Source organism: Methylogaea oryzae (assembly GCF_019669985.1).
In the GTDB taxonomy this organism is placed as follows: Bacteria; Pseudomonadota; Gammaproteobacteria; order Methylococcales; family Methylococcaceae; genus Methylogaea; species Methylogaea oryzae.
Window position 1 is genome coordinate 225,001 of sequence record NZ_AP019782.1, and the last position, 26,515, is coordinate 251,515.

A 26,515-nucleotide genomic window follows, 5' to 3' on the forward strand; every position below is an offset into this window, starting at 1 on the left:
GGAAGAGGGTTGCAGTGACCAGGCCGCTGCGACTGTTTAACAAAAACACAGCACTCTGCAAACACGAAAGTGGACGTATAGGGTGTGACGCCTGCCCGGTGCCGGAAGGTTAATTGATGGGGTCAGCCGCAAGGCGAAGCTCTTGATCGAAGCCCCGGTAAACGGCGGCCGTAACTATAACGGTCCTAAGGTAGCGAAATTCCTTGTCGGGTAAGTTCCGACCTGCACGAATGGCGTAACGATGGCGGCGCTGTCTCCACCCGAGACTCAGTGAAATTGAAATCGCTGTGAAGATGCAGTGTACCCGCGGCAAGACGGAAAGACCCCGTGAACCTTTACTATAGCTTTGCACTGGACTTTGAATCGGCCTGTGTAGGATAGGTGGGAGGCTTTGAAGCGTGAACGCCAGTTTGCGTGGAGCCAACCTTGAAATACCACCCTGGCCTATTTGAAGTTCTAACCTAGACCCGTAATCCGGGTTGGGGACAGTGCATGGTGGGTAGTTTGACTGGGGCGGTCTCCTCCCAAAGAGTAACGGAGGAGCACGAAGGTGTGCTCAGCATGGTCGGAAATCATGCAATGAGTGTAAAGGCAAAAGCACGCTTGACTGCGAGTCAGACACGACGAGCAGGTACGAAAGTAGGTCTTAGTGATCCGGTGGTTCTGTATGGAAGGGCCATCGCTCAACGGATAAAAGGTACTCCGGGGATAACAGGCTGATACCGCCCAAGAGTTCATATCGACGGCGGTGTTTGGCACCTCGATGTCGGCTCATCACATCCTGGGGCTGTAGCCGGTCCCAAGGGTATGGCTGTTCGCCATTTAAAGTGGTACGCGAGCTGGGTTCAGAACGTCGTGAGACAGTTCGGTCCCTATCTGCCGTGGGCGTTGGAGATTTGAGGGAAGCTGCTCCTAGTACGAGAGGACCGGAGTGGACGAACCTCTGGTGTTCCGGTTGTCACGCCAGTGGCACTGCCGGGTAGCTAAGTTCGGACGGGATAACCGCTGAAAGCATCTAAGCGGGAAGCCCCTCCCAAGATGAGATCTCCCTGGGGGCTTGACCCCCCTGAAGGGCCGTCGAAGACCACGACGTTGATAGGCACGATGTGGAAGTGCAGTAATGCATGCAGCTAACGTGTACTAATTGCCCGTGAGGCTTGACCATATAACACCCAATGCGTTTGGGACATGTCGCGAACAACGTACAACTTTCCAGAATTGGAAGCCCTAAATAGTCCGGCCAAGCCGGTGGCTTTCCAAAGAATTCAGGCTAAAGGCCTAAACCCTTTTGCCTGGTGGCCATAGCAAGCGGGAACCACCCGATCCCATCCCGACCTCGGAAGTGAAACCGCTTAGCGCCGATGATAGTGTGGTTAAATCCATGTGAAAGTAGGACACCGCCAGGCTCTTAAACCCTAAACCCGACCCCTCAAGGTCGGGTTTTTTTATGCGCCGCGTTCAACCCGGCATCGCCGCACTCCCCCGCGTAACCCGCCGGAGCCCAAAAACTCCGACGGGCCAGCCCCTCAGACCGCCTGTTCCCGCCTTACCGCGCGCCAGCCGATGTCCTTGCGGAAGTACCGGTGCGGCCATTGAATATGTTCAATCGCGGCGTAGGCTCGGCGTTGGGCTTCCGCCACGGAATCTCCCATGGCGCTTACGCACAAGACGCGTCCGCCGGCGGTGAGTACATCGCTCTCAACCGTGCTGGTGCCCGCGTGAAACACCTTTAAGTCCGCGGCGGCTAAAGCGGGATGTTGTAGGCCCTTGATGGCGTCGCCTTTCGGATAATCGTAGGGATATCCTTCCGCCGCCAATACCACGCCCAAGGCAGGCCGGGCGTCCCATTCCGCGCTCACTTCGTTCAATCGCTGGTCTATGGCGGCCGAGCACAATTCCACCAAGTCGCTCCGCAGTCGCATCATGATGGGCTGGGTTTCGGGATCGCCGAAACGGCAGTTGAATTCCAATACCTTGGGCGCGCCGTCCGGACCTATCATCAATCCGGCGTACAGGAATCCGGTGTAGGGAACTCCTTCTGCCGCCATGCCCCGCAGGGTCGGCTCGATGACCTCGGCCATGACGCGGTCGTGGATGGCCTGGGTGACAACCGGGGCGGGGGAGTAAGCCCCCATTCCCCCCGTATTGGGACCCAAATCGCCGTCGTCCCGCGCTTTATGGTCTTGGGATGTGGCCATTGGGAGCGCGTGTATCCCGTCCGCCATCACGATAAAGCTCGCTTCCTCGCCGAGTAAAAATTCCTCGATAACGACGCGATGTCCGGCATCGCCAAAGGCGTTGCCGGACAACATATCGTCGATCGCGGCAAACGCCTCATGTTCGGCTTGAGCGATGACCACGCCTTTACCGGCCGCCAAGCCGTCCGCCTTGATCACGATGGGCGTGCCCTTGGCTTTGACGTAGGCTTTCGCCTCGTCGATGGCGGTAAAGGTTTGGTATTCCGCCGTTGGGATGTGGTGACGGGCGAAAAAGTCCTTGCAAAAGGCCTTGGAGCCTTCCAATTGAGCAGCCAGCTTGGTGGGGCCGAAACAGCGCTGTCCCGCCGCGCGAAAGGCGTCGACGATGCCCTTGACCAACGGCGCCTCAGGGCCGACGATGGTCAAGTCCACTCCCTCGTCTTGGGCGAAGCGCAGCAATTCCGCGACAGCGTCGGCCGGGATGGCGACATTCTGCAGCTTGGGTTCCAGCGCCGTGCCGGCATTGCCCGGCGCGACGTAGACTCGGCTAACTTTTGGGGATTGTGCGGCTTTCCACGCCAGCGCGTGTTCGCGGCCGCCGCCGCCGACGACTAATACCTTCATACTGCCGCCTTCGCGCGGCTAGCGCGCCAACCGCGGAGCAATTCATAACCAACAGGAAGTAATGACACGATGATGATACCAATGACGACTAAGGAGAAATGATCGCGAACGGCAGGCAAGTTGCCAAAGAAATAACCGCCGCCGAGCAGCACGACGCACCACAGCAGCGCGCCGAAAATGTTGAAAAATGCGAAACGACGGTAGCTCATGCTGCCGATGCCCGCGACAAAAGGGGCGAAGGTACGGACGATGGGCACGAAGCGCGCGAGCACCACGGCCTTGCCGCCGTATTTTTCATAAAAATCGTGAGTGCGTTGCAGATGTTCCTGGTTTAACCAGCGAAAGCGGCCGGAAAACGCATGGGGGCCGATTTTCGACCCGATCCAATAATTCAGCGCATCTCCGGTCACGGCCGCGCTAGCCAATACGCCCGCCAACGCCCAAATATCCAGCGCACCGAATCCTGCCAGCGTACCGGCGGCGAACAGTAATGAGTCACCGGGGAGAAACGGCGTCACGACCACGCCGGTTTCGAGGAATACAATGGCGAACAAGATCGCCAGCGTCCAGGTTCCATAACCTTGGACAATGTCGGTCAGATAGTGATCCAGATGGAGCACGATGTTCGCGAGGGTGGTAATGGTATCCAAATTAAAGTCGCTCCACTTATATCGAGTATGCGTGCCCTGAGGCGGTATTCCTTTATTATCCCGTCAAAGCCCCGCAAAATGAACGACTAGTTTGCTGGCTCCCCCGCTACGGGCATGCGGCGCCTTCCTGTGCTAGGGGCGCCGTTTTCACCGGAACGCCCCAGGATTCGAGCGCCGGCGCCCGTTGGCGTCGGATATTCCATTTGATGGGGCGAGCCCTTATAATCCGGAAAGGCCTTTAGCCCACACCCAGCCCGACCGTGGGCCGGGGCTTCATCCGCTAGTTACGAATCAGAAGGGGAACGACGTGAAACAGAATAATTTGATGAGAGCTTCATTTGCGGCGCTGTTGCTGGCCAGTTCCATGGCGGGTGCTGCCACCAACAATCAAGAGGATTTCAAGCCGGAAGTCCTGTATCAAGACGCCGACTACATCGCCAGCCATAAGCACGTTCCGCTGGCTGCGTCCTCCGCATCCTCTCAGCAATCCGCCTCCAAGCAGGAAGTTTCCTCCGCCGTAGCGGAAAAGACCGCAAGCCAGGGCAGTGACGCCATGTCCCAAAATTACTGGCTGGGGCTGGTGATCGTCGGTCTGGGCGGCTTGATATTCTGGAGCAGCAAGCGCTCCCGTTCCGCCGAAGCGCCCGCTTACAGCGCTCCGGTTGCGCAAGCCGGTTCTTCCGAACTCACCGGCGTGGCTCGTTATTTGGCGCAAACCGGCGGTGCAGTAGAAGCGGCCACCGGCGTTGCCCGTTATTTGAAGGCGCGCGAAGAATCCGGCGCCAGCGTAGCGTCGGCCGCTTTGACCGGCGTTGCTCGCTACCTGCAAAACCGCGGTTAAGCGCACCCGCCTTCGCTCCGACGAGACCGTCGCGCGTCTTCCCTTAAGGGGGGGCGCGGCGGTGCCGGAGGGGGAAAGCAAAAACAAACGCCCCTGGCTATTCCCGTAGCCAGGGGCGTTTGTTTTTCGCCTGCGGTTCAGTAAGCCACAAGCCTTCCGCCGCGGGACCGCGGCCACCAACCTGTTAGACCGTTTCGCTGCCTCCGGCAAACAGGCGATACGCCGGGTTTTTCGTCTCATCGTGATAGGCGAAACCGCATTGTTCGATAAACGCCTTGAACGTTTTGCGCTCGCCTTGCGCCACTTGCACTCCCATGAGCACCCGGCCGTAGGCGGCGCCGTGATTGCGGTAATGGAACAGGCTGATGTTCCAGCGCCCTTGCATGGCGTTGAGGAACTCCAGCAACGCGCCCGGCCGTTCGGGAAACTCGAAGCTGTACACCATTTCATCCAGTAAGCGGGGGGCATGGCCGCCCACCATGTAGCGCACGTGTTCCTTGGCCAGTTCGTTGCCCGTTAAGTCGGTGAGTTCGAAGCCTTCGACGCGCAACAGCTTGGACAGCTCGTCCCTGTCGTTTTCGCCGTTGCGCAGCTCCACGCCGACGAATACCCGCGCTTGCCGAGGATCGAAATAGCGATAGTTGAATTCGGTGATGCTGCGTCGGCCCAGCAATTGGCAGAATTTGAGGAAGCTGCCGGGTCGCTCTGGGATGGTGACCGCCAACAACATTTCCTTGTTCTCTCCGACTTGACTGCGCTCGGCCACGTGGCGCAGGCGGTCGAAGTTCATATTGGCGCCGCTGTCGATGGCGATGAGGTGCTTGCCCTGGAGTTTATGCCGCGCCGCGTATTTCTTGAGGCCCGCCACGCCCAAGGCGCCCGCGGGTTCGGCGATGGAGCGGGTATCGTCGAAGATGTCTTTGATGGCGGCGCAAATTTCGTCGGTGCTCACCGTCACCATGTCGTCCACGCACTGCAGCGCGACGCGGAACGGCTCGTCGCCCGCCTGCTTTACCGCAACGCCGTCGGCGAACAGGCCCACCTGCTTGAGCGTTACGCGGCGCTTGGCGTGCAGCGCCCGCGCCATGCAGTCCGAGTCCTCCGGTTCCACGCCGATAATGCGGATTTCCGGGCGCACGAATTTCACGTAGGCGGCGATGCCCGCTATCAAGCCGCCGCCGCCGACCGGCACAAAAATGGCGTGGATATCGCCCCCGCACTGGCGCAGCACCTCCATGGCGATGGTGCCCTGGCCGGCGATCACGTCGGCGTCGTCGTATGGGTGGACAAACGCCATGCCGGTGTCCGCCGCCAGGCCCTTGGCATGTTCGCAGGCATCGTCGTAGGAGTCGCCGTGCAGTACCACCTCGACTTTCTCTCCGCCGAAGCCTCGCACCGCGTTCACTTTGATATCCGGCGTGGTGCAGGGCATGACGATGACGGCTTTGATGCCCAGCCTCTGTGCCGACAGGGCCACACCCTGGGCGTGGTTCCCGGCCGAGGCCGCGATCACGCCGCGTCGGCGCGCCGCTTCGTCCAGTTGGGCGATTTTGTTGTAAGCGCCGCGCAGCTTGAAGGAAAAGACCGGCTGCAAATCTTCCCGCTTGAGGTAGACCTCGTTGCCGAGGCGCAAGGAGAGCTGGCGCGCGCGATCCAGCGGCGTTTCCCGCGCCACATCGTAAACGCGGGCACGCAGGATTTTTTCGACGTATTTGTGCATAGGGGCCGGTAATGTTTGTTTGCTGGCGGCGGGGCGGTCCCGGCCGGTGCCGAGGGAAGCCGGACTTCGGCATAAAGCGAAGGCTGGCGCAACCAGCTCGCCCACATGACAAAGAGCGGGCCGGAAGCTATGATTTTCAGTTCTTTAACCGACAACTCCGTGAGACGACCATGACCCCCGATGAAATGAAAAAACTCGTGGCGCAAGCCGCGCTTGAGTATACCAAAGGCCACGCCGTCCTCGGCATCGGCACCGGCTCCACGGTAAACCATTTGATCGACTTCCTCGCCGACGTGAAAGGCGATATCGAAGGCGCCGTTTCCAGTTCGGTCATGACCACCGAGCGCCTGAAGAAAGTCGGCATTCCCGTGCTGGATTTGAACGATACCGGCCCGCTGGAGGTATACATCGACGGCGCCGACGAAGTGAATCCCCACTTCCAGATGCTCAAAGGCGGCGGCGGCGCGTTGACCCGTGAAAAAATCATCGGCGCGGCCAGCCGTCAGTTCATCTGCATCGCGGACGAAAGCAAGGCGGTCGACGTGTTGGGCAAGTTCCCCCTGCCGGTGGAAGTCATCCCCATGTCGCGCAGCTACGTGGCGCGGGAACTGGTCAAGCTGGGCGGCCAGCCGGTGTGGCGCGAAAACGTCGTCACCGACAACGGCAACGTGATCCTCGACGTGCACAATCTGACCATTCTCAATCCCAAAGAAATGGAGCAGACCATCAACAACATCCCCGGTGTGATCACCAACGGCTTGTTCGCTTGGCGTCCGGCCGACGTCGTGTTGCTGGGCGGCCCCAACGGCGTGCGCAAACTGGAAAAGCGCTAAGGCGGCGCGGGTTCAGCCCGCCGCCACGGCGCGCCAGATTTCGTCCGCCGCGAACGCGGGCAAGCGCCGTATCCGCAAATGCGGCGTGTCCCTGGACGGCGGCTCTTCGCCGGCGTCCAGCGCGATGCAGCTTTGGCGCACGCCCCGTGCGCCGGTCAACGCCGGGAATGTGGCGGTATACAAGGCCACGCCCGGCACGCCCAGGGCCGCTCCCAAATGAGCCAGGCCCGTATCCACGCCGATGACGCCGTGCGACTGCGCCAGCAGGCCGGCCAGCTGCGTCAGGTTTAGGCGGGGCAATACGCGGCTGTTGGAACAGGCCGCCGCGATGGCTTCCGCCACCTTTTTCTCTTCGTCGCTGCCCCAGGGCAGGTACACCCGGCGTCCGTGTTCCGCCGCCAAGCGTCCCAAGGCGATCCACTGTTCGGTCGGCAAGCGCTTGCTGGGCCAGGACGTGCCGTGCAAAAACACCAGGTAATCCTTGTCCGCCACCGGCGCGGCGAAGCGGAGCCGATCCAGGCCGTAATCCAGTACGGCGGGGTCGTAAACGTAACCCAGCGCCGCGGCGAACAGTTGCCGCACCCTTTCGATGGCGTGTTGGCCTTTGGGCACCGGATGACGGTGCCGATACAACAGCGACGCCAGCGGCTCCCGCGCCGATGCCCACGCCAGTCCGTGGCTAGGGCCGCGGGCCAGGCGGGCCGGCAGCGCGCTTTTCAGCAGCAGTCCCTGGGCGTCGATAATCAGGTCGTATTCCCGCGCGCGCAGCCGCCGCCGAAATGCCGCCAATTCAGCGCCGGCGGGCGTTTGCCGCCAATTTTTGCGCCAGCGGCGCAAGGCGATGGGAATGGTGTCGTCCACCGCCGGATGCCAACCGGGAATCTCGGCAAAGGCCTCCTCCGCCACCCAATCGAAACGGATGCCCGGCAAGGCCTTGGCGGCGTCGGTTACGGCGGGCAGCGTGTGGATCAAATCGCCCAGGGACGAGGTTTTAACGATGAGGACGCGCACGGTAGTCTCGAAGTCAGCGAATCAGCGGAGGGAACGGCCGCGAAGCGGCTGCGGCTATTTTAGCCGGTTTCCCGGCCGAGGCCGCCTTAACGCCGCGCGACGGTTGAGCCCCACCCGGCAATTTATACATAATGCCCCGCCGGGTCCCCACCAACGAAAACAATAGGCTCGCTTCGCCATGTCCCATGTTCCCGAAATCGACTCCGCCGGCCGTCGCCGGTTTTTGGTCGCCAGCGCCGCTTTGCTGGCCTTGCCCAGCCTCGATGCGTTCGCTCGCAGCGCGCCGTCTTTCGCGGCGGCTTCCACCGCCTTGGCCGGGCCCGACGCCACCGACGCGAAAATGGCGGCGGCCATCGCCCAAGCCCTGAGTCAAACGCCCCTGGCCGACGACGTGACGCGGGTGGTGGCGCTGGCAGCGCGCTATTCCGGCGCCAGGCTGGCCGCCGCCATCCACGAGCGCGGACTTGACGCCGCGGCCAACGCCATCGTGGCGGCCTGGCACGGCGGCTTTGTCGGCAACACGCTGATTTCCTATCCCGGCGCGCTGGCGTGGAAAGCCCTGCCGTTCCTCAAGCCCGCCGGTTATTGCGGCGGAGCTTTCGGGTATTGGGCGGAGGCGCCGCAATGAGCGATCCATTACGCGCCGACGTGGTGATCGTCGGCTCCGGCGTGGCCGGCTCGGTGCTGGCCGCGACCTTGGTGGCCCAAGGCGTCCAGGTATTGCTGCTGGAAGCGGGGCCCCGCGTCGACCGCAACGAGGCGCTGCGGCGCTTCGCCGACTCCCGTTCCAAATCGTCGGTGTCCCCCTACGAGAACACCGCCCACGCGCCTTATCCCGACGAAACCCGATTGGACGATTATTACGTGCAGAAAGGGCCGGCCAAGTTTCGCGGAATTTATATGCGCGTGGCGGGCGGCACCACTTGGCATTTCGGCGGCACCGCGACGCGCATGTATCCCAACGACTTTCGCATGCGCAGCGCTTACGGCGTGGGTTTGGACTGGCCGTTCGAGGCCGACGTCCTGTCGCCTTGGTACGAGCGGGCGGAGCGGGAGCTGGGCGTGGCCGGCGACCGCGGCGGTTCCAACGGGCCGGAACGCTCCAGCGATTTCCCCTTGCCGGAAATTCCGCTGACTTATTCCGACCGGCAAATCGCGGCGGCGGCCCAGCCGTTCGGGCTGACCCTGGGCAGCCATCCCCAGGCGCGCAATTCGGTGTTCTACGATGACCGTCCGCCGTGCTGCGGCAACGGCACCTGCCAGCCGATCTGCCCGATCCAGGCCAAATACGACGCCACCGTGCATCTGGCTCGCGCCGAGGCCGGCGGCGCCCGGGTGGAAGTCAACGCCGTGGTGGACCGGGTGGTCTTGGACGGCGAGCGGCGCGTCCGGCGGTTGGAGTTTTTGCGTCCGGACGGCAGCCGGGGCGAAGCTGTCGGCAGCCTCTACGTCGTGGCCGCCCACGCCGTCGAGACGCCGAAATTGCTGCTGATGTCGCGCAGCGAGCTGGCGCCCAACGGCGTGGCCAACAGCAGCGACCAGGTCGGCCGAAATTTGATGGGGCATGTGCAATCGGGCTTCTTCGCCTTGGCGCGGGAGCCGCTTTATCCCCGCCGCGGCCCTATCGAAACCGGCGGCTTCAAGGAGTTCCGCGACGGCCCGACGCGGCGGGAATTCGCCGCCGTCGGCTCCGGCCTAAGCAACAGCGGCTTCGACGGCCACAACGGGCCGGTTCACCGGGCCAGCGCCCTGGCCTTGCAAGGGCTGCGCGGCGATGCGCTGGCCCAGGCCCTGCGGGAGCGGGTGTCCCGCGAAATGGCCATCGGCGGCTCGGCGGAAATGTTGCCCAACCCCAACAACCGCGTGACGTTGGATTTCGACCGGCGGGACGCGCTGGGGCTGCCGCGCCCGACCATCAGCTTGAGCATCGACGACTACACGCGGGAAGGCCTGCGCCGCTCGCAAGCGCGGCTGCGCCGAGTGGTGGAGGCCATGGGGGCCACCGAGGTGGCGGAAGTGCAGGGCGTGGTGAACACGTCCATCATCGCCGGCACGGCGCGCATGGGCGACGATCCCGCCAGCTCGGTGGTGGATGCCGACTTGCGCTGCCACAACCACGACAATCTTTACCTGCTGGGCGCGGCCACCTTCCCCACGGTGGGCGTGTCGCCGCCGACTTTGACCATCGCGGCGATGGCTTTGCGCCTGGCCGAAACGTTGAAGGAAAAACTGAGCTCATGACCGACGCCCTAGACTGGCCGCGGAATCGGCTGCGCCTGACCCTGCCCAACGACCTGGCCGTGTTGCCGGTGGCCACCGCCTTCGTGCGCGCCGCCGCCAGCCGCTACGCCTATGACGAGTCGGCCCTGACCCAGTGGGAAATGGTGACGGAAGAAGCGGCGGCTAACGTGATCCAGCACGCCTATGCCCCGACGGATCGGGCCAGCTTCGACCTGGAATGCCATTATCAATCGGACGGCATGGAACTGCGTATCCACGATCGCGGCATCCCTTTCGATCCGGCCCAAATCGCCGCCTTCGATCCGGCCGAGGAACAGCAGGCGGCCGGCGGCTTGGGATGGCTGTTGATCCATGAAATGACCGATCGCCAGCAGTACGACCAGTTGGGAGCGCAAGGCAAGGAACTGCGACTGTTCAAGCGGGCGCCCGCCGGCCTTGCCCTGCCGCAGGCGCCGGAAACGGCCAAGCCTACGGAGGCGGAGCCCAAGTCGGCCGAAGGGGCGACATTCCGCGCCATGCGTTCGGACGAAGCCATCCAAGTGGTGCGGCTGCTGTACGAGGCCTACCGCTACAGCTACATCAACGACCAGATTTACCGTCCCGACTACATCGCTTCCATGAACGAGGCCGGCAAGCTGCGTTCCTATGTGGCCGTGCTGCCGGACGGTGCGGTGATCGCCCATAACGCCCTCATCCTGCACGAGGAGCGGCCGGCCATCTGCGAAGTGGGAGCGGGCGTCGCCTCGCCCGCTTACCGGGGGCAGGGCGTGTTCGACCGATTGAATGAGCTGGTCTTGCGGGAAATCGCCGCTGGCGGCTTCATGCTGGCCTTCGCCGGGGCGGTGACCGCCCACGTGGCATCGCAAAAAGCCGCCCGGCGCGCCGGCTGGGTGGAAAGCGGGCTGATGCTGGCCGCGCAGCCGGCCGAGGTGGTTTTCGACAAGATCAAAACCAACAAGGCCGGCGAGCGCGGCAGCATTTTGTACATGGTGATGAAAGGCGCGGAGCGGCCGACGCCGACGCTGTATTTGCCCGGGCGCCATGCCGAATTCCTGACCGGCATCATGCGGCGCATCGGCCTGCCGTTCGTGGCGGCGGCCGGCGGCGAGCCCGCCGGGAGCGATAGCGAAATGTCGGTCACGGTGCGTAGCGACATTGGCAGCGGCCGTATCGTCGTGCTGCACGCCGGCGCCCAGTTCGGCGACGATGTCCGCGCCGCCATGCGCCGCTTCAAGCGCGCCAAAATCCAAGTGGGGCAGCTGTTCCTCAACCTCGCCGACCCCGCCGCCCCGTGGGCGGTGCGAACGCTGGAGGGCCTGGGTTGGTTCGTCACCGGCATGCTTCCCGGGGGCACTTTGCAGGGCGACGCGCTGTTGCTGCATTGGCTCAATGGCCACGTGATCGACTACGACAAAATCCGCATCGCCGGCCGCGAAGGGCGGGCCATGCTGGATTACGTGCAGCGGCTGGACCCTAACGAGTCATGAAGCCGCGCGGGCCGGAGGACGGCGCTTGGCTGGCTTGGAACGGCGCCGCCATCGCCTTGGGCCAGCTGGGCAACAGCCTGCTGCTGCCGGCCCTGCCCAGGCTGGCCGAGGATTTTCACGTACCGTTTCCGCAGTCCGGCCTCGCCATCACCGTTTATTTCACGTTGTTCGCCGTGGGCAGCCTGGTGGCCGGCCCCCTGTCGGACCGTTACGGTCGCCGTTTGCCCTTGTTGGCCGGGTTGCTGCTGCTGGCGCTGGCGAGCGTCGCAGTGGCCGCCGCCGCGACCTTCACGGCGCTGCTGCTGGCGCGGGCGGCCCAGGCCGCCGGAGCGGCGGGCACGCCGGTGATCGCCCGCGCCATGGCGCGCGACCGGCTGAACGGCGTCCCCCTGACCCGGCTGCTCGGGCTATTGAGCCTGTTGATGGTCGTGTCTTCGGTGCTGGGGCCGATCATCGGCGGCTACGTGGCCGCCCACGCCGATTGGCGCTACGGCTTCTACGGCTTGGGTGCCGCCGGCCTGGCCTGGTGCGGGCTGGGCCTGTTGCTGTTGGAGGAAACGCGCGCGGTGCCCGCCGGCCGGCGGCCGGGGCTATTGCCGTTCGCCGCGTTTCGCGCCGTGCTGGCCGCCGCCAGCTTTCGCGCCGGCGCCGGCGGCTTGATCTTGTACTTTTTCGTATTCGGCGCCGTCTACGTCGGCACGCCGTTGGTTTTCATGGAGCGCTACGGCCTGTCCAGCATCGACTTCGGCTACAGTTTCGCCGGCGTCGCGCTGGCCACTGCCGTCGGTAGCCTGACCGCGGCCCGGCTGAAGCGCCGCTTGGGGGACCCCGTCGTCGTCCGGTTGGCGGCGGAGTTGTCCTTGTTGGCCGGTTTGATCTGGGTGGACTGCGCGTTGTCGTCGGCCGGTTGCGTTTGGGCGGCGATGGGCGGGTTGGCCCTGTACGGGGTGGCGTTCGGTTGGATCTTGCCCCTCGCCACCGCCCATGCCCTGGCCGATGCGGGGGATCGCGCCGGCGCCGCTTCGTCGCTGCTGGGATTCCTGCAAATCGGCGCCAGCGCGGCGGGTTCGGCGGTCGTCGGCGCCATGGATCCGGGCAGCGAGTGGCCGCTGGCCTGCGCGCTGCTGCTGACGGGGCTGGCCGCCTTGGCCGGCGCGGGCCGGCTGAAAAGCGTCAGCTGAGCTTGAAGATCGAGATTTCCCGGCGCAGGTCGCCGATGGCGGCTTCCAGCCGTTGGGTGGCGCCGTTGGTTTCTTCCAGGGCGTGGATGGAGGCGCGGGCGCTGTCGGCCAGGGACACCATGGCATCGCTGATTTGCCGCGCGCCGGCCGATTGGGAGCGCATGCCTTCGTGCACCGCCTCGAAGCGCGGCGTCAGATCCTGCACCTGGTCGATGATTTCCACGAACTGGCGGCTGATGCGGTTGGTCTCCGCCACGCCGGCGCGCATCTGTTCCGAGAATTTGTCCATTTCCATGACGCCGCCCGCCACCGCGCCCTGCATTTCCTTCACCATCTGCTCGATGTCCAGGGTGGCCACGGCGGTCTGATCGGCCAGACGGCGGATTTCCCGCGCCAGCACGGCGAAGCCCAGGCCGTATTCGCCGGCCTTTTCCGCTTCGATGGAGGCGTTCAGCGACAGCAGGTTGGTCTGGTCGGCGATTTTGGCGATGGTGGTGGTGACGCTGTTGATGTTGTTGGCCTTGTCGCTGATGGCGCCCAGCTTGCCGGAGATGGAGTGGGTGGCCTCGGCCAAGTGGCGCATGGCCTGTTCCATTTCGTTCAAGCCCACCTGGCCGTTGGTGGCCAGCACCGTGGTGGTGGCGGCCCCTTCGGTGGCGTCGGTCATGGTGTTGACCAATTCTTCCGAGGTGGCGGAGATCTCCTTGGCGGCGGCGGCGATTTCGCTGGTGGTGGCGCCCAGGCTAGTGGCTTCGTCGCCTTGGGCGCGGGTCATGGCGGCCAGGGTGTTGGTGATGGAGATCAGCTCGATGGTGGAGCGCTGCACTTGGCCCACCAGGGAGTTGAGGTAGTCCACCATGCGTCCCAAGGCCTGCAACAGCTTGCCGGTTTCGTCGTCGCCGTGGCTGTCCAGGCGGATGCTCAAATCGCCTGCCGCCACCTGTTCCGCCGCGTGTACCGCCTGGGTGATGGGGCGGGAAATGGAGCGGGCGACGAACAGGGCGATGAGGGCGGCGGGAATCAGGATGGAGGCCAGCAGGATCAGCATGGCGTGGCGCTGCTGGGCGATGAGTTCCATGGCTTCGTCCAGGCCGACCTGCACGCCGATGCCCCAGCGGAACGAAGGCGCGTAGGTCCAGGCGGCGAAGCCCGGAACGCCGTCGATATTGCGCATTTCGCCGACGCCCTGTTCGCCGAGCACCGCTTTTTGGATGATTTCGCCGTTGCGGTCGCCCAGCCGCACCGAGAGGTTGAAGGCGGCGTCCGGGTGATGGCGCAGGGGGGCGACGATGCGCACCTCGTCGCCGTCCAGGGCGGCCGCCACGGTGAAGCCGGTGCGGCCCAGGCCAGTGTAGTCGTTGAAGGTTTCGAACACTTCCTGGGTGTTCAATTGCAAGACCAGCAATCCCACCAGGCGCCCCGCTTCGCTGACGATGGGGCCGGCGACGAAGCCCAGGGGCTGCTCCATGCCGGGGTACATGGCGAAGTTGGAAATGTCCGGTTCCAGCAGGGTCATGGCGCGTTTGACCACTTGGGCCAGCTCGCTGTCCCGCTGCGGCCCGCTGAGCAGGTTGCCGCCCAGGGGGAGCTGGTCCTGCGTCTGGAACAACACGTCGCCCTGGGGCGCCAGCAGAATGAAGTTGGTGAAGCCCAGGTTCTCCATGAAGTAATAGGCCACCGTGCGGATGTCGTTTTCCAGCTCGCTTTTGTCCAGGGTGTCCTTGCCCACGTTCTGCAGGGCGATGGCGGCGTTGGCGATGCGCCGCACGCGCCCCAGCACGCTGGCGGCGCGGGTGCGCTCGTAAGCGTAGGTTTCCAGGCGGTTGGCCTTGGCTTCGACCAGGGTGATCAGCTGCTCGTCGATTTTCTCGCGCAGGGAGGCGCTGGACAGCCGGTCGGTGATGAAAGCCAGCAGCAGGGTCGGCACCAGCACCATCAGCAGGAACCAGAAGACGATGCGTTGCGCCAGGCTGGCGTTGTGGTATCTGCGGAGTAATTTGCCGGCCGGCATGGGCTAATCCTTCTCCCGTTTCAGCGTTTGCGGGAGGACGTGTTGTTGGTCCAGCTCTGTTGCCAGGCCGTATAAAGCCCCTGCAGGAAATCCTGCCACTGCTTGACGGTGCGCGAGCGGGGGAAAGGCACGGGGCGGATGGGGTGTTCGGCGGACCAGACGATCTCGATGCGGCCGTCGGCCCGGATCAGGCCCATGTTGAAGGAGCGCCAGGTGTGGCGGGTGGCCGGGTCGACGGTGACGATGCCCTCCGGGGCGTTGATGCTTTGCCCCAGGATGGTTTCGCTGACCAGGCTCAAGTCCGGGCTGCCCGCTTGCTCCACCGCCCGCGCCCACAATAAAACGCTGAAATAGGCGGTTTCCATCACGTCGCTGACGACGCGGTTCTGGCCGTAGCGGGCGCGGAAGCGCCGGACGAAGGCTTCGTTTTCCGGCCGGGGAATGCTCTGGAAATAGCTCCAGGCGGAATAGTGCCCGACCATGTCGGCGGCCGACAGTTTCTGCAGTTCCACCTCGCTGACGGAAAACGACACCACCGGCGTGGTCTTGGCGGTCAGGCCGGCTTCCCGCAGGCCCCGGTAGAAGGCCAGGTTGGTGTCGCCGGCGATGCTGCTGAAGACGGCGTCCGGTTTGAGTTCGCGGATTTTCTCGACGGCCTCCGAGGCGTCCTGGGTGCCGAAAGGCAGGTAGACTTCGCCGACCGCTTCGCCGCCCAGGGCTTGCAGCTGGTCGCGGATGATGGCGTTGACCGAGTGGGGCCATACGTAGTCCGAGCCCACCAGCACGTAGCGTTTGCCCAGGTTGTCGAAGCTCCACTTGACGGCGGGAATGATCTGCTGGCTGGGGGCGGCGCCGGTGTAGATGATGTTGCGGGAGGTTTCCAGGCCCTCGAAGGCCATGGGATAGATAAACAAGTGGTTGTGCCGTTCCACCACCGGCTTGACGGTTTTGCGGCAGGCCGAGGTCCAGCAGCCGATCACGGCGCTGACCTGGTCGCGGGTGATGAGTTTTTCGACCTGGCGGGCGTAAGTGGCGGGATCGGAAGCGCCGTCGGCCACCACCGGCTCCAAGGGCTGTCCCAGCACGCCGCCGCCGGCGTTGATTTCCTCCACGGCCAACAGCTCCGCGTCCACCATGGGCTTTTCGCTGATGTCCATGGGGCCGCTGAGGGCGTGGACGATGCCCAGTTTGATGGGCGGCTGTTGGGCCGAGTTCCACAGCGACCATCCCGCCGCGCCGGCCGCCAGCAGCAGCGCGGCGCCCGCGATATAGGGATGCTGCGTCACGCGCCGCAGGGCGTGCCGGCCCGCCAGCGCCAGGAGCCGGGCCCGCCGATCCATTTACAGGGTTTCCTGCACCGTGGCGGCGATGTCGAACAAGCGGCTGAAGCCGCTGATGTCGAACACCTCGCGCAAGGTGGGGTTCAAGGCGCAAAGCTTCACCGAGCCCTCCGCCGCGCCGATCCGTTTCGCCACCAGCAGGAACACCCGCAAGCCGGCGCTGCTGATGTAGTTGACGCCGGAAAAATCGATCACCAGGCGATGCTCGCCGCCGTCGATCCATTGCAGGAATTGCTCTTCCAACGGCTTGGCGCTGCTGGCGTCGATGCGGCCGTCCAAGGTGACGACCAGGATGTCGCCTTGTTTGTGGGTGGAGGTGTTGAGCATGGTCGGTTTTCCTCTAGCGTTCTGATGCCGCCATTATGCGGGCTTACGGTCCCCTTGGGGAGGCGCTTTCTCAATCATTGAAAATCAGGCGCAACTCGCAGCGCCGGTCCTGGTTGCGGCTGCGCACCTGGTCCGCCAGCCGGTGCAGCAAATAGCCCGCCATTTGCAACACGGCGCCGTCGTCCGCCAGCAGTTCGTCGTGGCTGGGAGGGTGCATGGACAGGGACACGGTGCTGCCGGTGTAGTGGAGCACCACGCTGAACGTGAACTCGTTGAAGATGGTTTCGATCTCGATCCAGTTCTTTTCCCCGTCGGCGTTGTCCACCAGGCCGTGTTCCGCCAGGATTTCGAAGGCCTGCCAGGTGGCGTATTCCGCCCGCCGCACCACTTCGGCCCGCGCGCCCCAGCTTTTGCCCTGTTGTTCCAGAAACGCCATCACTTCGTCGAAGGAGCTGTGCCTGGCGTCCAGCCGGCGGCGCTCGCGGGTATGGTCGCGAAAGCGGAACAGGGCCGACAGCAGCACCGCCGCCGTGACGCCCAGGCCGACGCCGGAGAACAGCACCGTTTTCAACAGGCCGGGCGGGGCGTTTTCCAGCAAGGTTTTCAGCGGCTCGTAGCTCACCCCCAGGATCAAGCCGATGCCCACCGCCAGGATTTTGCGGCTGTCCAGCAGGCGCGAGGCGATCATCTGCAGGCCCGCCAGGCTGGTGAAGCAGGCCAGGAAGATCATGGCGGAGCCGGCCACCGGCTGCGGCAGGATATCCCAGAACACGATGGCTTTGGGTAGAAAGGCCAGGGTTATCATGACGCCGCCCAGCCAGTAGGCCACGTGGCGGCTGGTGCAGCCGGTGGCCGCCGCCAGGCCCACGGCGCCGCCGCTGGAGGTAATGGGCAGGCCGTTCAGTAAGGAGCAAATGAGGTTGGTCAGGCCTTCGGCGCGGATGCCCCGTTCCACCTGGTCCAGGTCCGGCCGCTTCCAATCGGCGTCGTTGAAGCGCTGCGCCGCCACCACCGCGCCGAAGCCGTGCAAGGCGAGGAATAGGCCGGTAATGACCGCCGGCAGGATGAGGCCCGCGTCGAAGTGCCAGCCGATGTGCATGGGGCGCGGCAGGTGCAGCAGGGGCGTTTGTTGCAGCAGCTCCCAGTGCTCGGGCGGCACGATGTCCAGCCACCAGCTGGCGGCGAAGCCGGCGCACAGTCCCAGGAAAGCCGAGAACAGCCGCAAGTAGCCGGAAAACCATACGTTGCACACCACCATGGTGCCCAAGGTCAGGGCGCACACCAGGGTGTTGTGCAGGGTGGGCACTTGCGCCGAGTCGGTTTCCAGCACCAGCTTGATGCCGCTGTAGCCCAGGCCCAGGCCGATCAGCAGCACGGCGGTGCCGGCCACTTCCACGGTGAACACCGCCCGCAGGCGCACGAACAGGCGGGAGAAAGCCAGTTGCGCCAGGCCCAGCGCACTCACCAGGCCGAACATGGCGCCGGGGCCGCCCACCGATTTGGCCAGGGTCAGGGCGGCGAAAGTGGAGGAGGTGACCTGCAAGGGGATGAAATAGCCCGAGCCGATGCCCCAGCGGCCGCCGGCTTGCAGCATGACGCCGATGCCGGAGCCCAGCAGGGTGGCCGAGATCAGCTGCAGGGATTGTTCCGGCGCGAAATGCAGGATGCGTCCGAACCAAGGCGACACCACCAGGTAGACGCCGAGAAAAGACATTTGCTGCAGGGCCAGGATGAGGGCGATCTGGCGCGGCGGCTTATCCCCCGTCCAGTAGAGGATATTGTCGGGCTTGCGCATGGGGCGGGAGGGGTTAGTCCACCACGGGCAGGAATTGCCGGTGGTCGCTGTCGTCGGTGGTCCACAGGTCGCCGGTTTCCAGGTCGAACCACCAGCCGTGCAGGCTGAGGTTGCCGGCTTCCACCCGTTCCTGCAGCCAGGGGTAGCTGAGCAGGTTGTCCAGCGACCCTTGGATGGCGGCGCGTTCCACCAGGTAGGGATACTGTTGCAGGGATTCCAGCGAGACTTCCCTGAGCATGCCGCCCGCCGCGGGATCGAGACCGGTGGTGTGGTCGGTGACGTAATGGCAGCAGGCGTCCTCCGCCATGGATACCCAGTCGGAAATGAATTCCCGCGCCGGCTTTTGCCCCGCCACCGTGTTGAGCAGCGCCTTGATGCCGCCGCAGTGGGCGTGGCCCAGCACGATGATGTTGTGCACGTTGAGGTCGCGTACGGCGTACTCGATGGCCGCGCCCATGCCGTTGTAGCGTCCGTCGTGGGCGTAGGGCGGCACCAGGTTGGCCACGTTGCGCACCACGAACAGCTCGCCCGGCTTGGCGTCGGTGAGCAAGGCCGGGTCCACCCGCGAGTCGCTGCAGGATATGAGCAGGGTGTCGGGGCGCTGGCCGTGCTGCACCAGCTGCCGCATGGTTTCCGGCTGTTCCGCGTAGTAACGCTGCTGAAAGCCTTGGATGCCTTTGCGCAGGCGTTGCAGGGTGTCCTTGGGGGAGGGTTGCGACATGGCTATATCCGTTCCCGAGCTTGGCTGTACAATAAAATCGTCAACAATACCGGTCCGCGTCATTGTGCCTGCTGCGAGTGACGAAGTACAACCGGATCGCACCGGCCGTTTACCGAGGAAGGGCTGACTCTATGCATATGGCGCACTGTGACGACCAAGCCTCGCCCGGCGCGGCCTCCGCCGATACGTCCGACAGCCCTCGCCTGCGGTTGCGGCTGGCCCTGGATATGGCCGAGACCGAACGGTTGGCCGCCGCGGTGGACGAGTTCGCCGACACGTTCGGCGTGCCGCCGGACGTGTCCATGCAAGTGAGCCTGGTGCTGGAGGAACTGGTCACCAACACCATCAAATACGGCTATCCCGACGGCCGCGCCGGCACCGTCGACGTGGAGTTGGCGCTGCTGCCCGACGCCTTGCACATCCTGGTCAGCGACGACGGCGACGCCTTCGATCCCTTCAGCGCGGCGGAGCCGGACCTGTCCCTGGCGCTGACCGAGCGTCCCATCGGCGGACTCGGCATCCATCTGATCCGTAAGCTGGCGGATGCCCATTGCTACAGCTATCGGGACGGGCGCAACCAAACCCGCCTGGTCAAACGGCTGGCCGCTGAACCTTAACCGCCCATGTTGCTGCTGTTGTTCCACCTTGGCGCCCAGCGTTACGCCGTGCCCGCCACCCAGGTGGTGGAGCTGGCGCCGCTGCCCGGCCTGAGTCCGGTAGAACAAGCGTTTCCCGGTGTGGTCGGTTTGTTCCGCTATCGGGGCCGCTGGCTGCCGCTGCTGGATCTCAAACTGGCCCGCCTGGGCGAGCCTTGCGCCGCGTCCATGAGCAGCCGCGTCATCGTGGTCGGCCCGGCGGCCGACGGCGAGGCGGCGGCGCTGGGGCTGCTGGCGGAAGGGGTGACGGAAACCCGCGCCGCCGCCGGCGTCGCTTTGCCGGCCTTGGCCGGCGGCCAGGACGAGGGCTGGCTGGAGCCGGTGTTGTTCGAGGATGACGACGGCGTCACCCGTCTGGTGCGCTGGCAAGCCCTGCTGACGCCGGAAATGCGCGCCTTGGCCGGCGCCGCCGCGCCGTGAGCGAGCTACCCTACGCCGATTTGTGCCGCTGGCTGGAGACCCAGGTCGGCATGGACGCCGCCGCCCTGGGCGCGCACGCCCTGCGAACCGCCGTGCGCGCGCGGTCGCGCGCTTTGCGCCTGGTGGACGAAGCGCTCTACGCCGCCCATTGGCAGGCCGACGAAGACGAGCGGCAAGCCTTGCTGGAAGAGCTGCTGGTGCCGGAAACCTGGTTTTTCCGCGACGGCGCGGCGTTTTCCCTGTGGCGCGAATACCTGGCGGCCAAGTCCGGCCGATTCAGCGCTAGGCGGCCGGCGCGGGTGTTGTGCCTGCCCTGCGCCACCGGCGAGGAGGCCTGGTCCATCGCCATCTGCATGCGGGAGGCCGGCCTGGATTGCGGCAATGCCCGGGTCTACGCGCTGGACGTGAGCCGGCGTTCCCTCGACGCCGCCAAGCGGGGCGTTTACCGCCGCCGCAGCTGGCGCGGCCAAAGCCTGGACGACTGGGCCGGCCACTGCCAGCCGGGCGAGCCCGATAGTTTCCACGTCGCCGAGCCGCTGCGGGCCATGGTGGAGTTCCGTCTGGGCAACGCCCTGGATCGCGATCTACTGCGCGCCAACGCGCCTTACGACGCGGTGTTCTGCCGCAACCTGCTGATTTACCTGACGCCCGCCGCCCGCAGCGGCCTCTATGGCGGCTTCGCCGAATTGCTGGTTCCCGGCGGCCTGCTGTTTCTCGGCCACGCGGAATCCCTGCCGCGCGAGCTCACGGGCTTCCGCCGCCACGGTCCGGCGGACGCTTTCGCCTGGCAGCATGGCGGCAGCGCCGGCGTCCCGCCGGCCCGACGGGAGGAGCCCCGCCGTGCAGCGGAAGCGCCGAGGCGGCTTGAATTGGCGCGGAAACCGGCGGCATCCTTGGCCCCGGATACTGGCGCTCCCCTCCGCAAGGACGGCGTGGAAACGGCGACGGGTCGTGCGGCAGCGGCCGTCGCCGAACCGCTGGCGGAAGCCCGCGCCCTGGCCGACCGGGGCTCTTACGACGACGCCCGGCAGCTGTTGTTGGAGCACGCCGCCCGCGCGCCCCTGAACGCCGATTTGCATGCGCTGCTGGGCGTGGTCTGCGCCGCCCGCCGGCAAGAGGACGAGGCCGCCGGCCATTGGCGCCGCGCGCTTTATTTGGATCCGGGCCACGGCGAAAGCCTCGCCCACCTGGCTTTGTTGCTGGAACGCCAGGGCAACCAGGCCGAAGCCGCCCGCTTGCGCGAGCGCTTGGCCCGCCAGGGAGCCGCTTGATGGCCGCCGAACCGCAGATCTTGGCCGACGAAGCCTGCTGGAAACGGATCGGCATCCACGGCGACCGCAGCTGTCCGGATCTGGCCGAGCACATCCACTGCCGCAATTGCCCGGTCTACCACGCGGCGGGACGGCGCTTGCTGGATCGGCCTGTGCCGGAGGATTACCGTGCGGAATGGACCGCCCGGCTGGCGGAGCCCAAGCCCGTCTTGGACGCGGACGCCCTGCGGCTGATGCTGTTCCGTATCGCCGACGCCTGGCTGGCGCTGCCCGCCGCCCACTTCGCCACCAGCCTGGCGCCAGTGCCGGTGCGGTCGGTGCCGTTCCGCAGCAACCGGCACTTCCTCGGCCTTATCAACGACGGCGGCGAGCTGCGGCTGTGCTTCACCTTGGAGCACCTGCTGGATTTGCGCCGGCAATCCGCTGCCGAAGATTCCCGCCGGGCGTTCCCGCGCCTGCTGGTGATGCAGGCGCGCAACCACCTGTGGACTTTCCCCGCCGACGAAGTGCAGGGCATCGTGCGCTTTCCGCGCAGCGCGTTGCAGGATCCGCCGGATAACCTGGCCAAAGCCCCCGGCGTGTGCACCGCCGCCATGCTGGAATGGCGCGGCCAGCCGGTCGGCCTGTTGGACGTGGAACGGCTGGTGGACCGCTTGCAGGAGGCGTTGCGGTGAGCGGCATCGACGCATTTTTGCTGGAACTGTTCCGCGAGGAGGTCGCTTCCCATAGCGCCGCCCTGACGGAGGGGCTGCTGTCCCTGGAGCGCCAAGGCTGTACGCCCCAGGCCATCGAACCGCTCATGCGCGCCGCTCACTCCATCAAAGGCGCGGCGCGGGTGCTGGATTTGAACGCGGCGGTGCAGATCGCCCACGTTATGGAGGATGTGCTGGTGGCGGCCGGCGCCGGCCGGGTGCGTTTGGACGCCGCCGGCGTCGATGCGCTGCTGGGCGCGGTGGATTGGCTGTTGGGCATGAGCCAGGTGGGCGATGGGGAATTGCTGGCCTGGCTGGAGCAGCACGCGGCGGAGGCGCAGGAATGGGAGCGGCGCATCGGCGCGTTGGCTGTGGAGGCTGAGCCTCTCCCTCTCCCCCAGGGAGAGGGGCGGGGTGAGGGGGATGCAAAAGCTGTGGCCTTTGAGTCGCCTTTACCCTCTCCCCTACCGGCTCCCAGCCCTCTCGTCGCTTCCCCGCCGGCGGAAGAGGGGAGCATCGCCGCTCCGGCGGAAGAACCCACGGCCAACGAGCGCTCGGTCAAAATCACCGCCGACATTCTCGACCAATTGGTGGCCTACGCCTCGGAAACCCTGGTGGAAACCCACCGGCTGGAGCCCTGCGCCCGCTCGGTGCAGAACCTGAAGCGCCTGCAACGCCGCTTGAGCGGCGTCCTCGCCGAAGCCCCGCCGGCCGATCCGGCGGCGGCGGAATCCGCGCAAACGCTGCTGCTGGAATTGCGCCACGCCCTGGACGAGCACAGCAGCCTGCTGGACGACTTCGTCAGCCGCGGCACTTACCGCTCGGAACGGCTGTACCGCACCGTGCTGGCCGGCCGCATGCGGCCTTTCGCCGACGGGGTGGCCGGCTTCCCCCGGCTGGTGCGGGACCTGGCGCGCCAGTTGGGCAAGCAGGTGCAGTTGCACATCGCCGGACGCGCCACGCGGGTGGACCGGGACATTTTGGAAAGGCTGGAAGCGCCTCTTAACCATCTGCTGCGCAACGCCCTGGATCACGGCATCGAAACGCCGGAGGAGCGCTTGGCCGCCGGCAAGCCGGCCGAGGCGCTGTTGCGCCTGGAGGCTCACCACCGCAGCGGCCGCCTGACCGTCACCGTGAGCGACGACGGGCGCGGCATCGACCTGGAGCGGCTACGCCTACGGGTGGTGGAGCGGGGCTTGGCCGAGGCCGAACTGGCGCAGCGGCTCAGTCCGGAGGAGTTGTACGATTTCCTGTTCCTGCCCGGTTTCAGCACCCGCGACCAGGTGAGCGACATTTCCGGTCGGGGCGTGGGGCTGGACGTGGTGCAGACCATGGTGCACGCCTGCGGCGGCGCTTTGCGGGTCAGCTCGGCGGCGGGCAAGGGCACCCGTTTCCAACTGCAACTGCCGGTCACCCGTTCCGTGCTGCGAGTGTTGCTGGCGCGCATCGCCGGCGAGGTCTTCGCTTTGCCCCTGGCGCGCATCGAGCGGGCCGGGCGCTTGGCTTGCAGCGAATTGCGCAGCATGGAAGGCCATCATTACTGCCGCTGGGACGGCGACAACGTCGCCGTGGTGTCGGCCGCCGCCCTGTTGGGGCGGGAGTCCGCGGTTCCCGTGGCGGAAGAGCTGACCCTGGTGTTCATCGCCGGCGGCTGGCAGCGTTACGCCCTGGCGGTGGACGGCCTGCTGGGCGAGTGCGAGCTGGTGGTGCGCCCCTTGGACGACCGCCTGGGCAAAGTGCCAAACCTCGGCGCCATGGCCTTGAGCGAGCAGGGCGAGCCGCTGTTGATCCTGGACGTGGACGATTTGCTGCGTTCGGCGGCGGCGCTGCACGACGGCCGCGCCATGGCGCGGCGGCCCGACGAGGCGGAAGAGGCGCCTCAGCGCCGCAAGCGGGTGCTGGTGGTGGACGATTCCCTCACCGTGCGCGAAGTGGAGCGCAAGCTGCTGGAAAACGACGGCTATGAAGTGGACGTGGCGGTGGACGGCGTGGAGGGCTGGAACGCCCTGCAATTGCAGCGCTACGACCTGGTGCTGAGCGACGTGGACATGCCGCGCATGAACGGCATCGAGCTGGTGCGGCGCATCAAGCAGGACCCGCGCCTGCAAGGGCTGCCGGTGGTCATCGTTTCCTACAAGGACCGCCCGGAAGACCGGCTGCGCGGCCTGGAGGCCGGGGCGGATTATTACCTGACCAAAAGCAGTTTCCAGGACGCCGGCCTGATCCAGGCGGTGCGGGACTTGATCGGGGCGGCGGATAGCGCGTGAAAATCGCCATCGTCAACGATTTGAAACTGGCGGTGGAGGCCCAGCGCCGCGTGTTGCAGGCCGAGTCCGGCCTGGACGTGTGCTGGACCGCCGCCGACGGGCTGGAGGCGGTGCGCCTTTGCGCGGCGCAGCGGCCGGATCTGGTGCTGATGGACTTGATCATGCCGGTGATGGACGGGGTGGAGGCCACGCGCCGCATCATGGCCGAATCGCCTTGCCCGATCCTGGTGGTGACCGCCAGCGTGCGGGGCAATTTCGCCAAGGTTTACGAAGCCTTGGGGGCCGGCGCCCTCGACGCGGTCGCCACGCCGGTGCTGGGGCCGGGCGGCAAGCTGGACGGCGGCGGCGAGTTGCTGCGCAAGATCGCCACCCTGCAAACCCTCACCGCCCAGGCCAAGCCCGCTCCGGCGGCGAGCGAGCCGCGTGTTTCCAGCGCCGCCGTCCTCGAACGGCTGCGGCCGCCGCCGGTGGTGGTGATCGGCGCTTCCACCGGCGGACCCAACGCCCTGGCGGAATTGCTGGGCGGCCTGCCGGCGGGGTTTCCCGCCGCCGTGGTGGCGGTGCAGCATTTGGACAGCAATTTCGCCGGCGGCCTGGCCACCTGGCTGGGGCAGCGCACCGCCTTGAAAGTGGCGCCCCTGGTCGACGGCGAGCGCTTGCGCGCCGGCCAGGTGTGGCTGGTCACCGGCGACGAGCATCTGGTGCTGGACGAGAACCTGCGGCTGCGCTACACGCCGGAACCGCAAGGCCTGGCGTTCCGCCCGTCGGTGGACGTGTTTTTCCACAGCGTGGCCGGCGCCGGGCTGGAAGGCTGCGGCGTGCTGCTCACCGGCATGGGGCGGGACGGCGCGGCGGGGCTTGCCGCGCTGCGCCGGGCCGGTTTTTTCACCATCGCCCAGGACCAGGCCAGCAGCGTGGTGTGGGGCATGCCCAAGGCGGCGGCCGAGCTGGGCGCCGCCAGCGAAGTGCTGCCCCTGTCCGCCATCGCCGGCCGGCTGCTGGAACGCATCGGATTCATCCATTCACCGCCTCTGCAAGCGAGTTAGCCATGACATTGCCATCCGCCCCCCTCCCCAACGACCACCGCATCGTGGTGTTGCTGATCGACGACCAGCGCATCATCGGCGAAGCGGTGAAACGCATGTTGCAGGACCAGGCCGACATCGAATTCCACTACAGCGCCGACGCCCTGAATGCGGTGGAAACCGCCGTCGGCTTGCAGCCGACGCTGATTTTGCAGGATTTGGTGATGCCGGAGGTGGACGGCCTGACGCTGGTGAAGCAGTTCCGCGCCCACCCCGCCACGGCGGCGGTGCCCATGATCGTGCTGTCCAGCAAGGAAGAGGCGCAGACCAAGGCCGAAGCTTTCGCCCTGGGTGCCAACGATTATCTGGTGAAGTTGCCGGACCGCATCGAGCTGATCGCCCGCATCCGCTACCACTCCGCCGCCTACATCGCCCACCGCCAGCGCGACGCCGCCTATGCCGCCTTGCAGCGCAGCCAGCAGGCCCTGGCCGCCGAGTTGGCGGAAGCCGCCGCCTACGTGCGCTCGCTGCTGCCGCCGCCGGTGGACGCGGGCGGTTTGCGCACCGCCTGGGAGTTTTTTCCTTGTAGCTCCCTGGGCGGCGATGCGTTCGGCTATTTCGACATCGACGCCGACCATTTCGCCGTGTTCCTGCTGGACGTGTGCAACCACGGCGTCGGCTCGGCGCTGCTGTCGGTGAGCGCCATGAACGCGCTGCTGGGGCGCGCCTTGCCGGGGGCGGAGTTCCGCGATCCGGCTTCGGTGATGGGGGCGCTGAACGAAACCTTCGCCATGGAGAAGCACAACAACCTGTACTTCACCCTCTGGTACGGCGTGCTGCACCGCCCCAGCCGCACCTTGACCTACGGCAGCGCCGGCCATCCGCCCGCCGTGCTGGTGGCCGGCGGCCAGACCACCCTGTTGCGCTGCCGCGCCATGCCCATCGGCGCCATGCCCGGCATGCCGTTCGAAACCGCCAGCGCGACGGTGCCGCCCGACGCCCGCTTGTATCTCTACAGCGACGGCATCTACGAAATCCATCGCCCCGATGGCAGCCTGGTGACTTTGGAGGAGTTCGTCGCCGTGCTGGAGTCCGGCCGGCCTCTGCCGCAAGTGGTGGAGATCATGCACGCGTTGCTGCCGCCGGAGGTGGATTTCGACGACGACGTGGCCTTGCTGGAAGTGGCTATCGCCTGACGGGACGC

At 65.8% G+C, this 26,515-nt stretch carries 22 protein-coding genes and 2 rRNA genes (1 of these 24 cut by a window edge); 15 read left to right on the forward strand and 9 right to left on the reverse strand.

What is annotated here, in order from left to right; genetic code table 11:
* Together K5607_RS01045 and rrf are read left to right on the forward strand one after the other, a co-directional pair.
* Nucleotides 1-1,165 (forward strand): 23S ribosomal RNA (locus tag K5607_RS01045); it begins 1,728 nt to the left of the window's first position.
* A 126-nt stretch (nt 1,166-1,291) separates the two neighbouring features.
* Nucleotides 1,292-1,406, forward strand: a 5S ribosomal RNA gene (gene rrf, locus K5607_RS01050).
* Nucleotides 1,407-1,526: 120 nt separating this feature from the next.
* On the opposite strand, the gene purD is transcribed toward rrf, so the two are convergent.
* Both purD and K5607_RS01060 read right to left on the reverse strand, forming a co-directional pair.
* Entirely contained in the window at nt 1,527-2,822 is a 1,296-nt protein-coding gene (purD, locus tag K5607_RS01055) for a phosphoribosylamine--glycine ligase (RefSeq protein ID WP_221047955.1), read from the reverse strand.
* Nucleotides 2,819-3,472 (reverse strand): DedA family protein, encoded by a 654-nt coding sequence (locus tag K5607_RS01060; RefSeq protein WP_221047956.1) that lies wholly within the window; start codon nt 3,470-3,472, stop codon nt 2,819-2,821. The genes purD and K5607_RS01060 overlap by 4 nt, the downstream gene beginning before the upstream one ends.
* Nucleotides 3,473-3,797: 325 nt before the next feature.
* On the opposite strand from K5607_RS01060, the gene K5607_RS01065 reads away from it, so the two are divergent.
* On the forward strand, nt 3,798-4,313 hold the full coding sequence (locus tag K5607_RS01065) for a hypothetical protein (protein ID WP_221047957.1): 516 nt from the start codon (nt 3,798-3,800) through the stop codon (nt 4,311-4,313).
* Nucleotides 4,314-4,497: 184 nt separating this feature from the next.
* On the opposite strand, the gene ilvA is transcribed toward K5607_RS01065, so the two are convergent.
* The gene (ilvA, locus tag K5607_RS01070) at nt 4,498-6,033 is read right to left on the reverse strand and encodes a threonine ammonia-lyase, biosynthetic (RefSeq protein WP_054774040.1); all 1,536 of its coding nucleotides are present in this window, start codon (nt 6,031-6,033) and stop codon (nt 4,498-4,500) included.
* 170 nt (nt 6,034-6,203) lie between these two features.
* On the opposite strand from ilvA, the gene rpiA reads away from it, so the two are divergent.
* Nucleotides 6,204-6,866, forward strand: a complete 663-nt coding sequence (gene rpiA, locus K5607_RS01075) for a ribose-5-phosphate isomerase RpiA (RefSeq protein WP_221047958.1) — start codon at nt 6,204-6,206, stop codon at nt 6,864-6,866.
* A 12-nt stretch (nt 6,867-6,878) separates the two neighbouring features.
* Here rpiA and waaC read toward each other — a convergent pair whose 3' ends face one another.
* Nucleotides 6,879-7,877, reverse strand: coding sequence for a lipopolysaccharide heptosyltransferase I (gene waaC, locus K5607_RS01080; RefSeq protein ID WP_221047959.1), 999 nt, complete (start codon nt 7,875-7,877; stop codon nt 6,879-6,881).
* 178 nt (nt 7,878-8,055) lie between these two features.
* Here waaC and K5607_RS01085 point away from each other — a divergent pair, with 178 nt between their 5' ends.
* Genes K5607_RS01085 through K5607_RS01100 form a run of 4 tightly spaced genes read left to right on the forward strand, consistent with a single transcriptional unit; the run spans nt 8,056 to nt 12,786 of the window.
* Nucleotides 8,056-8,505: a sugar dehydrogenase complex small subunit gene (locus K5607_RS01085; protein ID WP_221047960.1), complete on the forward strand. Its 450-nt coding sequence runs from the start codon at nt 8,056-8,058 to the stop codon at nt 8,503-8,505.
* Nucleotides 8,502-10,118 (forward strand): GMC family oxidoreductase, encoded by a 1,617-nt coding sequence (locus tag K5607_RS01090; protein WP_221047961.1) that lies wholly within the window; start codon nt 8,502-8,504, stop codon nt 10,116-10,118. The genes K5607_RS01085 and K5607_RS01090 overlap by 4 nt, the downstream gene beginning before the upstream one ends.
* The gene (locus K5607_RS01095; protein WP_221047962.1) at nt 10,115-11,605 is read left to right on the forward strand and encodes an ATP-binding protein; all 1,491 of its coding nucleotides are present in this window, start codon (nt 10,115-10,117) and stop codon (nt 11,603-11,605) included. The genes K5607_RS01090 and K5607_RS01095 overlap by 4 nt, the downstream gene beginning before the upstream one ends.
* Nucleotides 11,602-12,786 (forward strand): MFS transporter, encoded by a 1,185-nt coding sequence (locus K5607_RS01100; RefSeq protein WP_221047963.1) that lies wholly within the window; start codon nt 11,602-11,604, stop codon nt 12,784-12,786. The genes K5607_RS01095 and K5607_RS01100 overlap by 4 nt, the downstream gene beginning before the upstream one ends.
* Here K5607_RS01100 and K5607_RS01105 read toward each other — a convergent pair.
* From K5607_RS01105 to K5607_RS01125, 5 genes are all read right to left on the reverse strand, one after another.
* Entirely contained in the window at nt 12,779-14,797 is a 2,019-nt protein-coding gene (locus K5607_RS01105) for a methyl-accepting chemotaxis protein (protein ID WP_246598924.1), read from the reverse strand. The two genes, K5607_RS01100 and K5607_RS01105, sit on opposite strands and share 8 nt — an antisense overlap.
* A gap of 20 nt (nt 14,798-14,817) precedes the next feature.
* On the reverse strand, nt 14,818-16,137 hold the full coding sequence (locus K5607_RS01110) for an ABC transporter substrate-binding protein (protein ID WP_221047964.1): 1,320 nt from the start codon (nt 16,135-16,137) through the stop codon (nt 14,818-14,820).
* Nucleotides 16,138-16,464, reverse strand: coding sequence for an STAS domain-containing protein (locus K5607_RS01115; protein ID WP_054775003.1), 327 nt, complete (start codon nt 16,462-16,464; stop codon nt 16,138-16,140).
* A 70-nt stretch (nt 16,465-16,534) separates the two neighbouring features.
* Nucleotides 16,535-18,259, reverse strand: coding sequence for a uracil-xanthine permease family protein (locus K5607_RS01120; RefSeq protein WP_221047965.1), 1,725 nt, complete (start codon nt 18,257-18,259; stop codon nt 16,535-16,537).
* A 13-nt stretch (nt 18,260-18,272) separates the two neighbouring features.
* A complete protein-coding gene (locus K5607_RS01125) occupies nt 18,273-18,980 on the reverse strand; it encodes a carbonic anhydrase (protein ID WP_054774694.1) in 708 nt (235 codons plus the stop codon).
* Nucleotides 18,981-19,111: 131 nt separating this feature from the next.
* On the opposite strand from K5607_RS01125, the gene K5607_RS01130 reads away from it, so the two are divergent.
* The 7 genes from K5607_RS01130 to K5607_RS18160 are packed head-to-tail and all read left to right on the forward strand — an operon-like array spanning nt 19,112 to nt 26,507.
* Nucleotides 19,112-19,597 (forward strand): ATP-binding protein, encoded by a 486-nt coding sequence (locus K5607_RS01130; protein ID WP_082411765.1) that lies wholly within the window; start codon nt 19,112-19,114, stop codon nt 19,595-19,597.
* A gap of 6 nt (nt 19,598-19,603) precedes the next feature.
* On the forward strand, nt 19,604-20,056 hold the full coding sequence (locus K5607_RS01135) for a chemotaxis protein CheW (protein ID WP_221047966.1): 453 nt from the start codon (nt 19,604-19,606) through the stop codon (nt 20,054-20,056).
* Nucleotides 20,053-21,327 (forward strand): CheR family methyltransferase, encoded by a 1,275-nt coding sequence (locus tag K5607_RS01140; RefSeq protein ID WP_221047967.1) that lies wholly within the window; start codon nt 20,053-20,055, stop codon nt 21,325-21,327. The genes K5607_RS01135 and K5607_RS01140 overlap by 4 nt, the downstream gene beginning before the upstream one ends.
* Nucleotides 21,327-22,001, forward strand: coding sequence for a chemotaxis protein CheW (locus tag K5607_RS01145; RefSeq protein ID WP_221047968.1), 675 nt, complete (start codon nt 21,327-21,329; stop codon nt 21,999-22,001). Before K5607_RS01140 ends, K5607_RS01145 begins: the two co-directional genes overlap by 1 nt.
* Nucleotides 21,998-24,286 (forward strand): hybrid sensor histidine kinase/response regulator, encoded by a 2,289-nt coding sequence (locus tag K5607_RS01150; RefSeq protein WP_246598925.1) that lies wholly within the window; start codon nt 21,998-22,000, stop codon nt 24,284-24,286. The genes K5607_RS01145 and K5607_RS01150 overlap by 4 nt, the downstream gene beginning before the upstream one ends.
* The gene (cheB, locus tag K5607_RS01155) at nt 24,283-25,332 is read left to right on the forward strand and encodes a chemotaxis-specific protein-glutamate methyltransferase CheB (protein WP_221047970.1); all 1,050 of its coding nucleotides are present in this window, start codon (nt 24,283-24,285) and stop codon (nt 25,330-25,332) included. The genes K5607_RS01150 and cheB overlap by 4 nt, the downstream gene beginning before the upstream one ends.
* Before the next feature lie 2 nt (nt 25,333-25,334).
* Nucleotides 25,335-26,507 (forward strand): fused response regulator/phosphatase, encoded by a 1,173-nt coding sequence (locus K5607_RS18160; RefSeq protein ID WP_221047971.1) that lies wholly within the window; start codon nt 25,335-25,337, stop codon nt 26,505-26,507.
* The last annotated feature ends 8 nt before the right edge of the window (nt 26,508-26,515 follow it).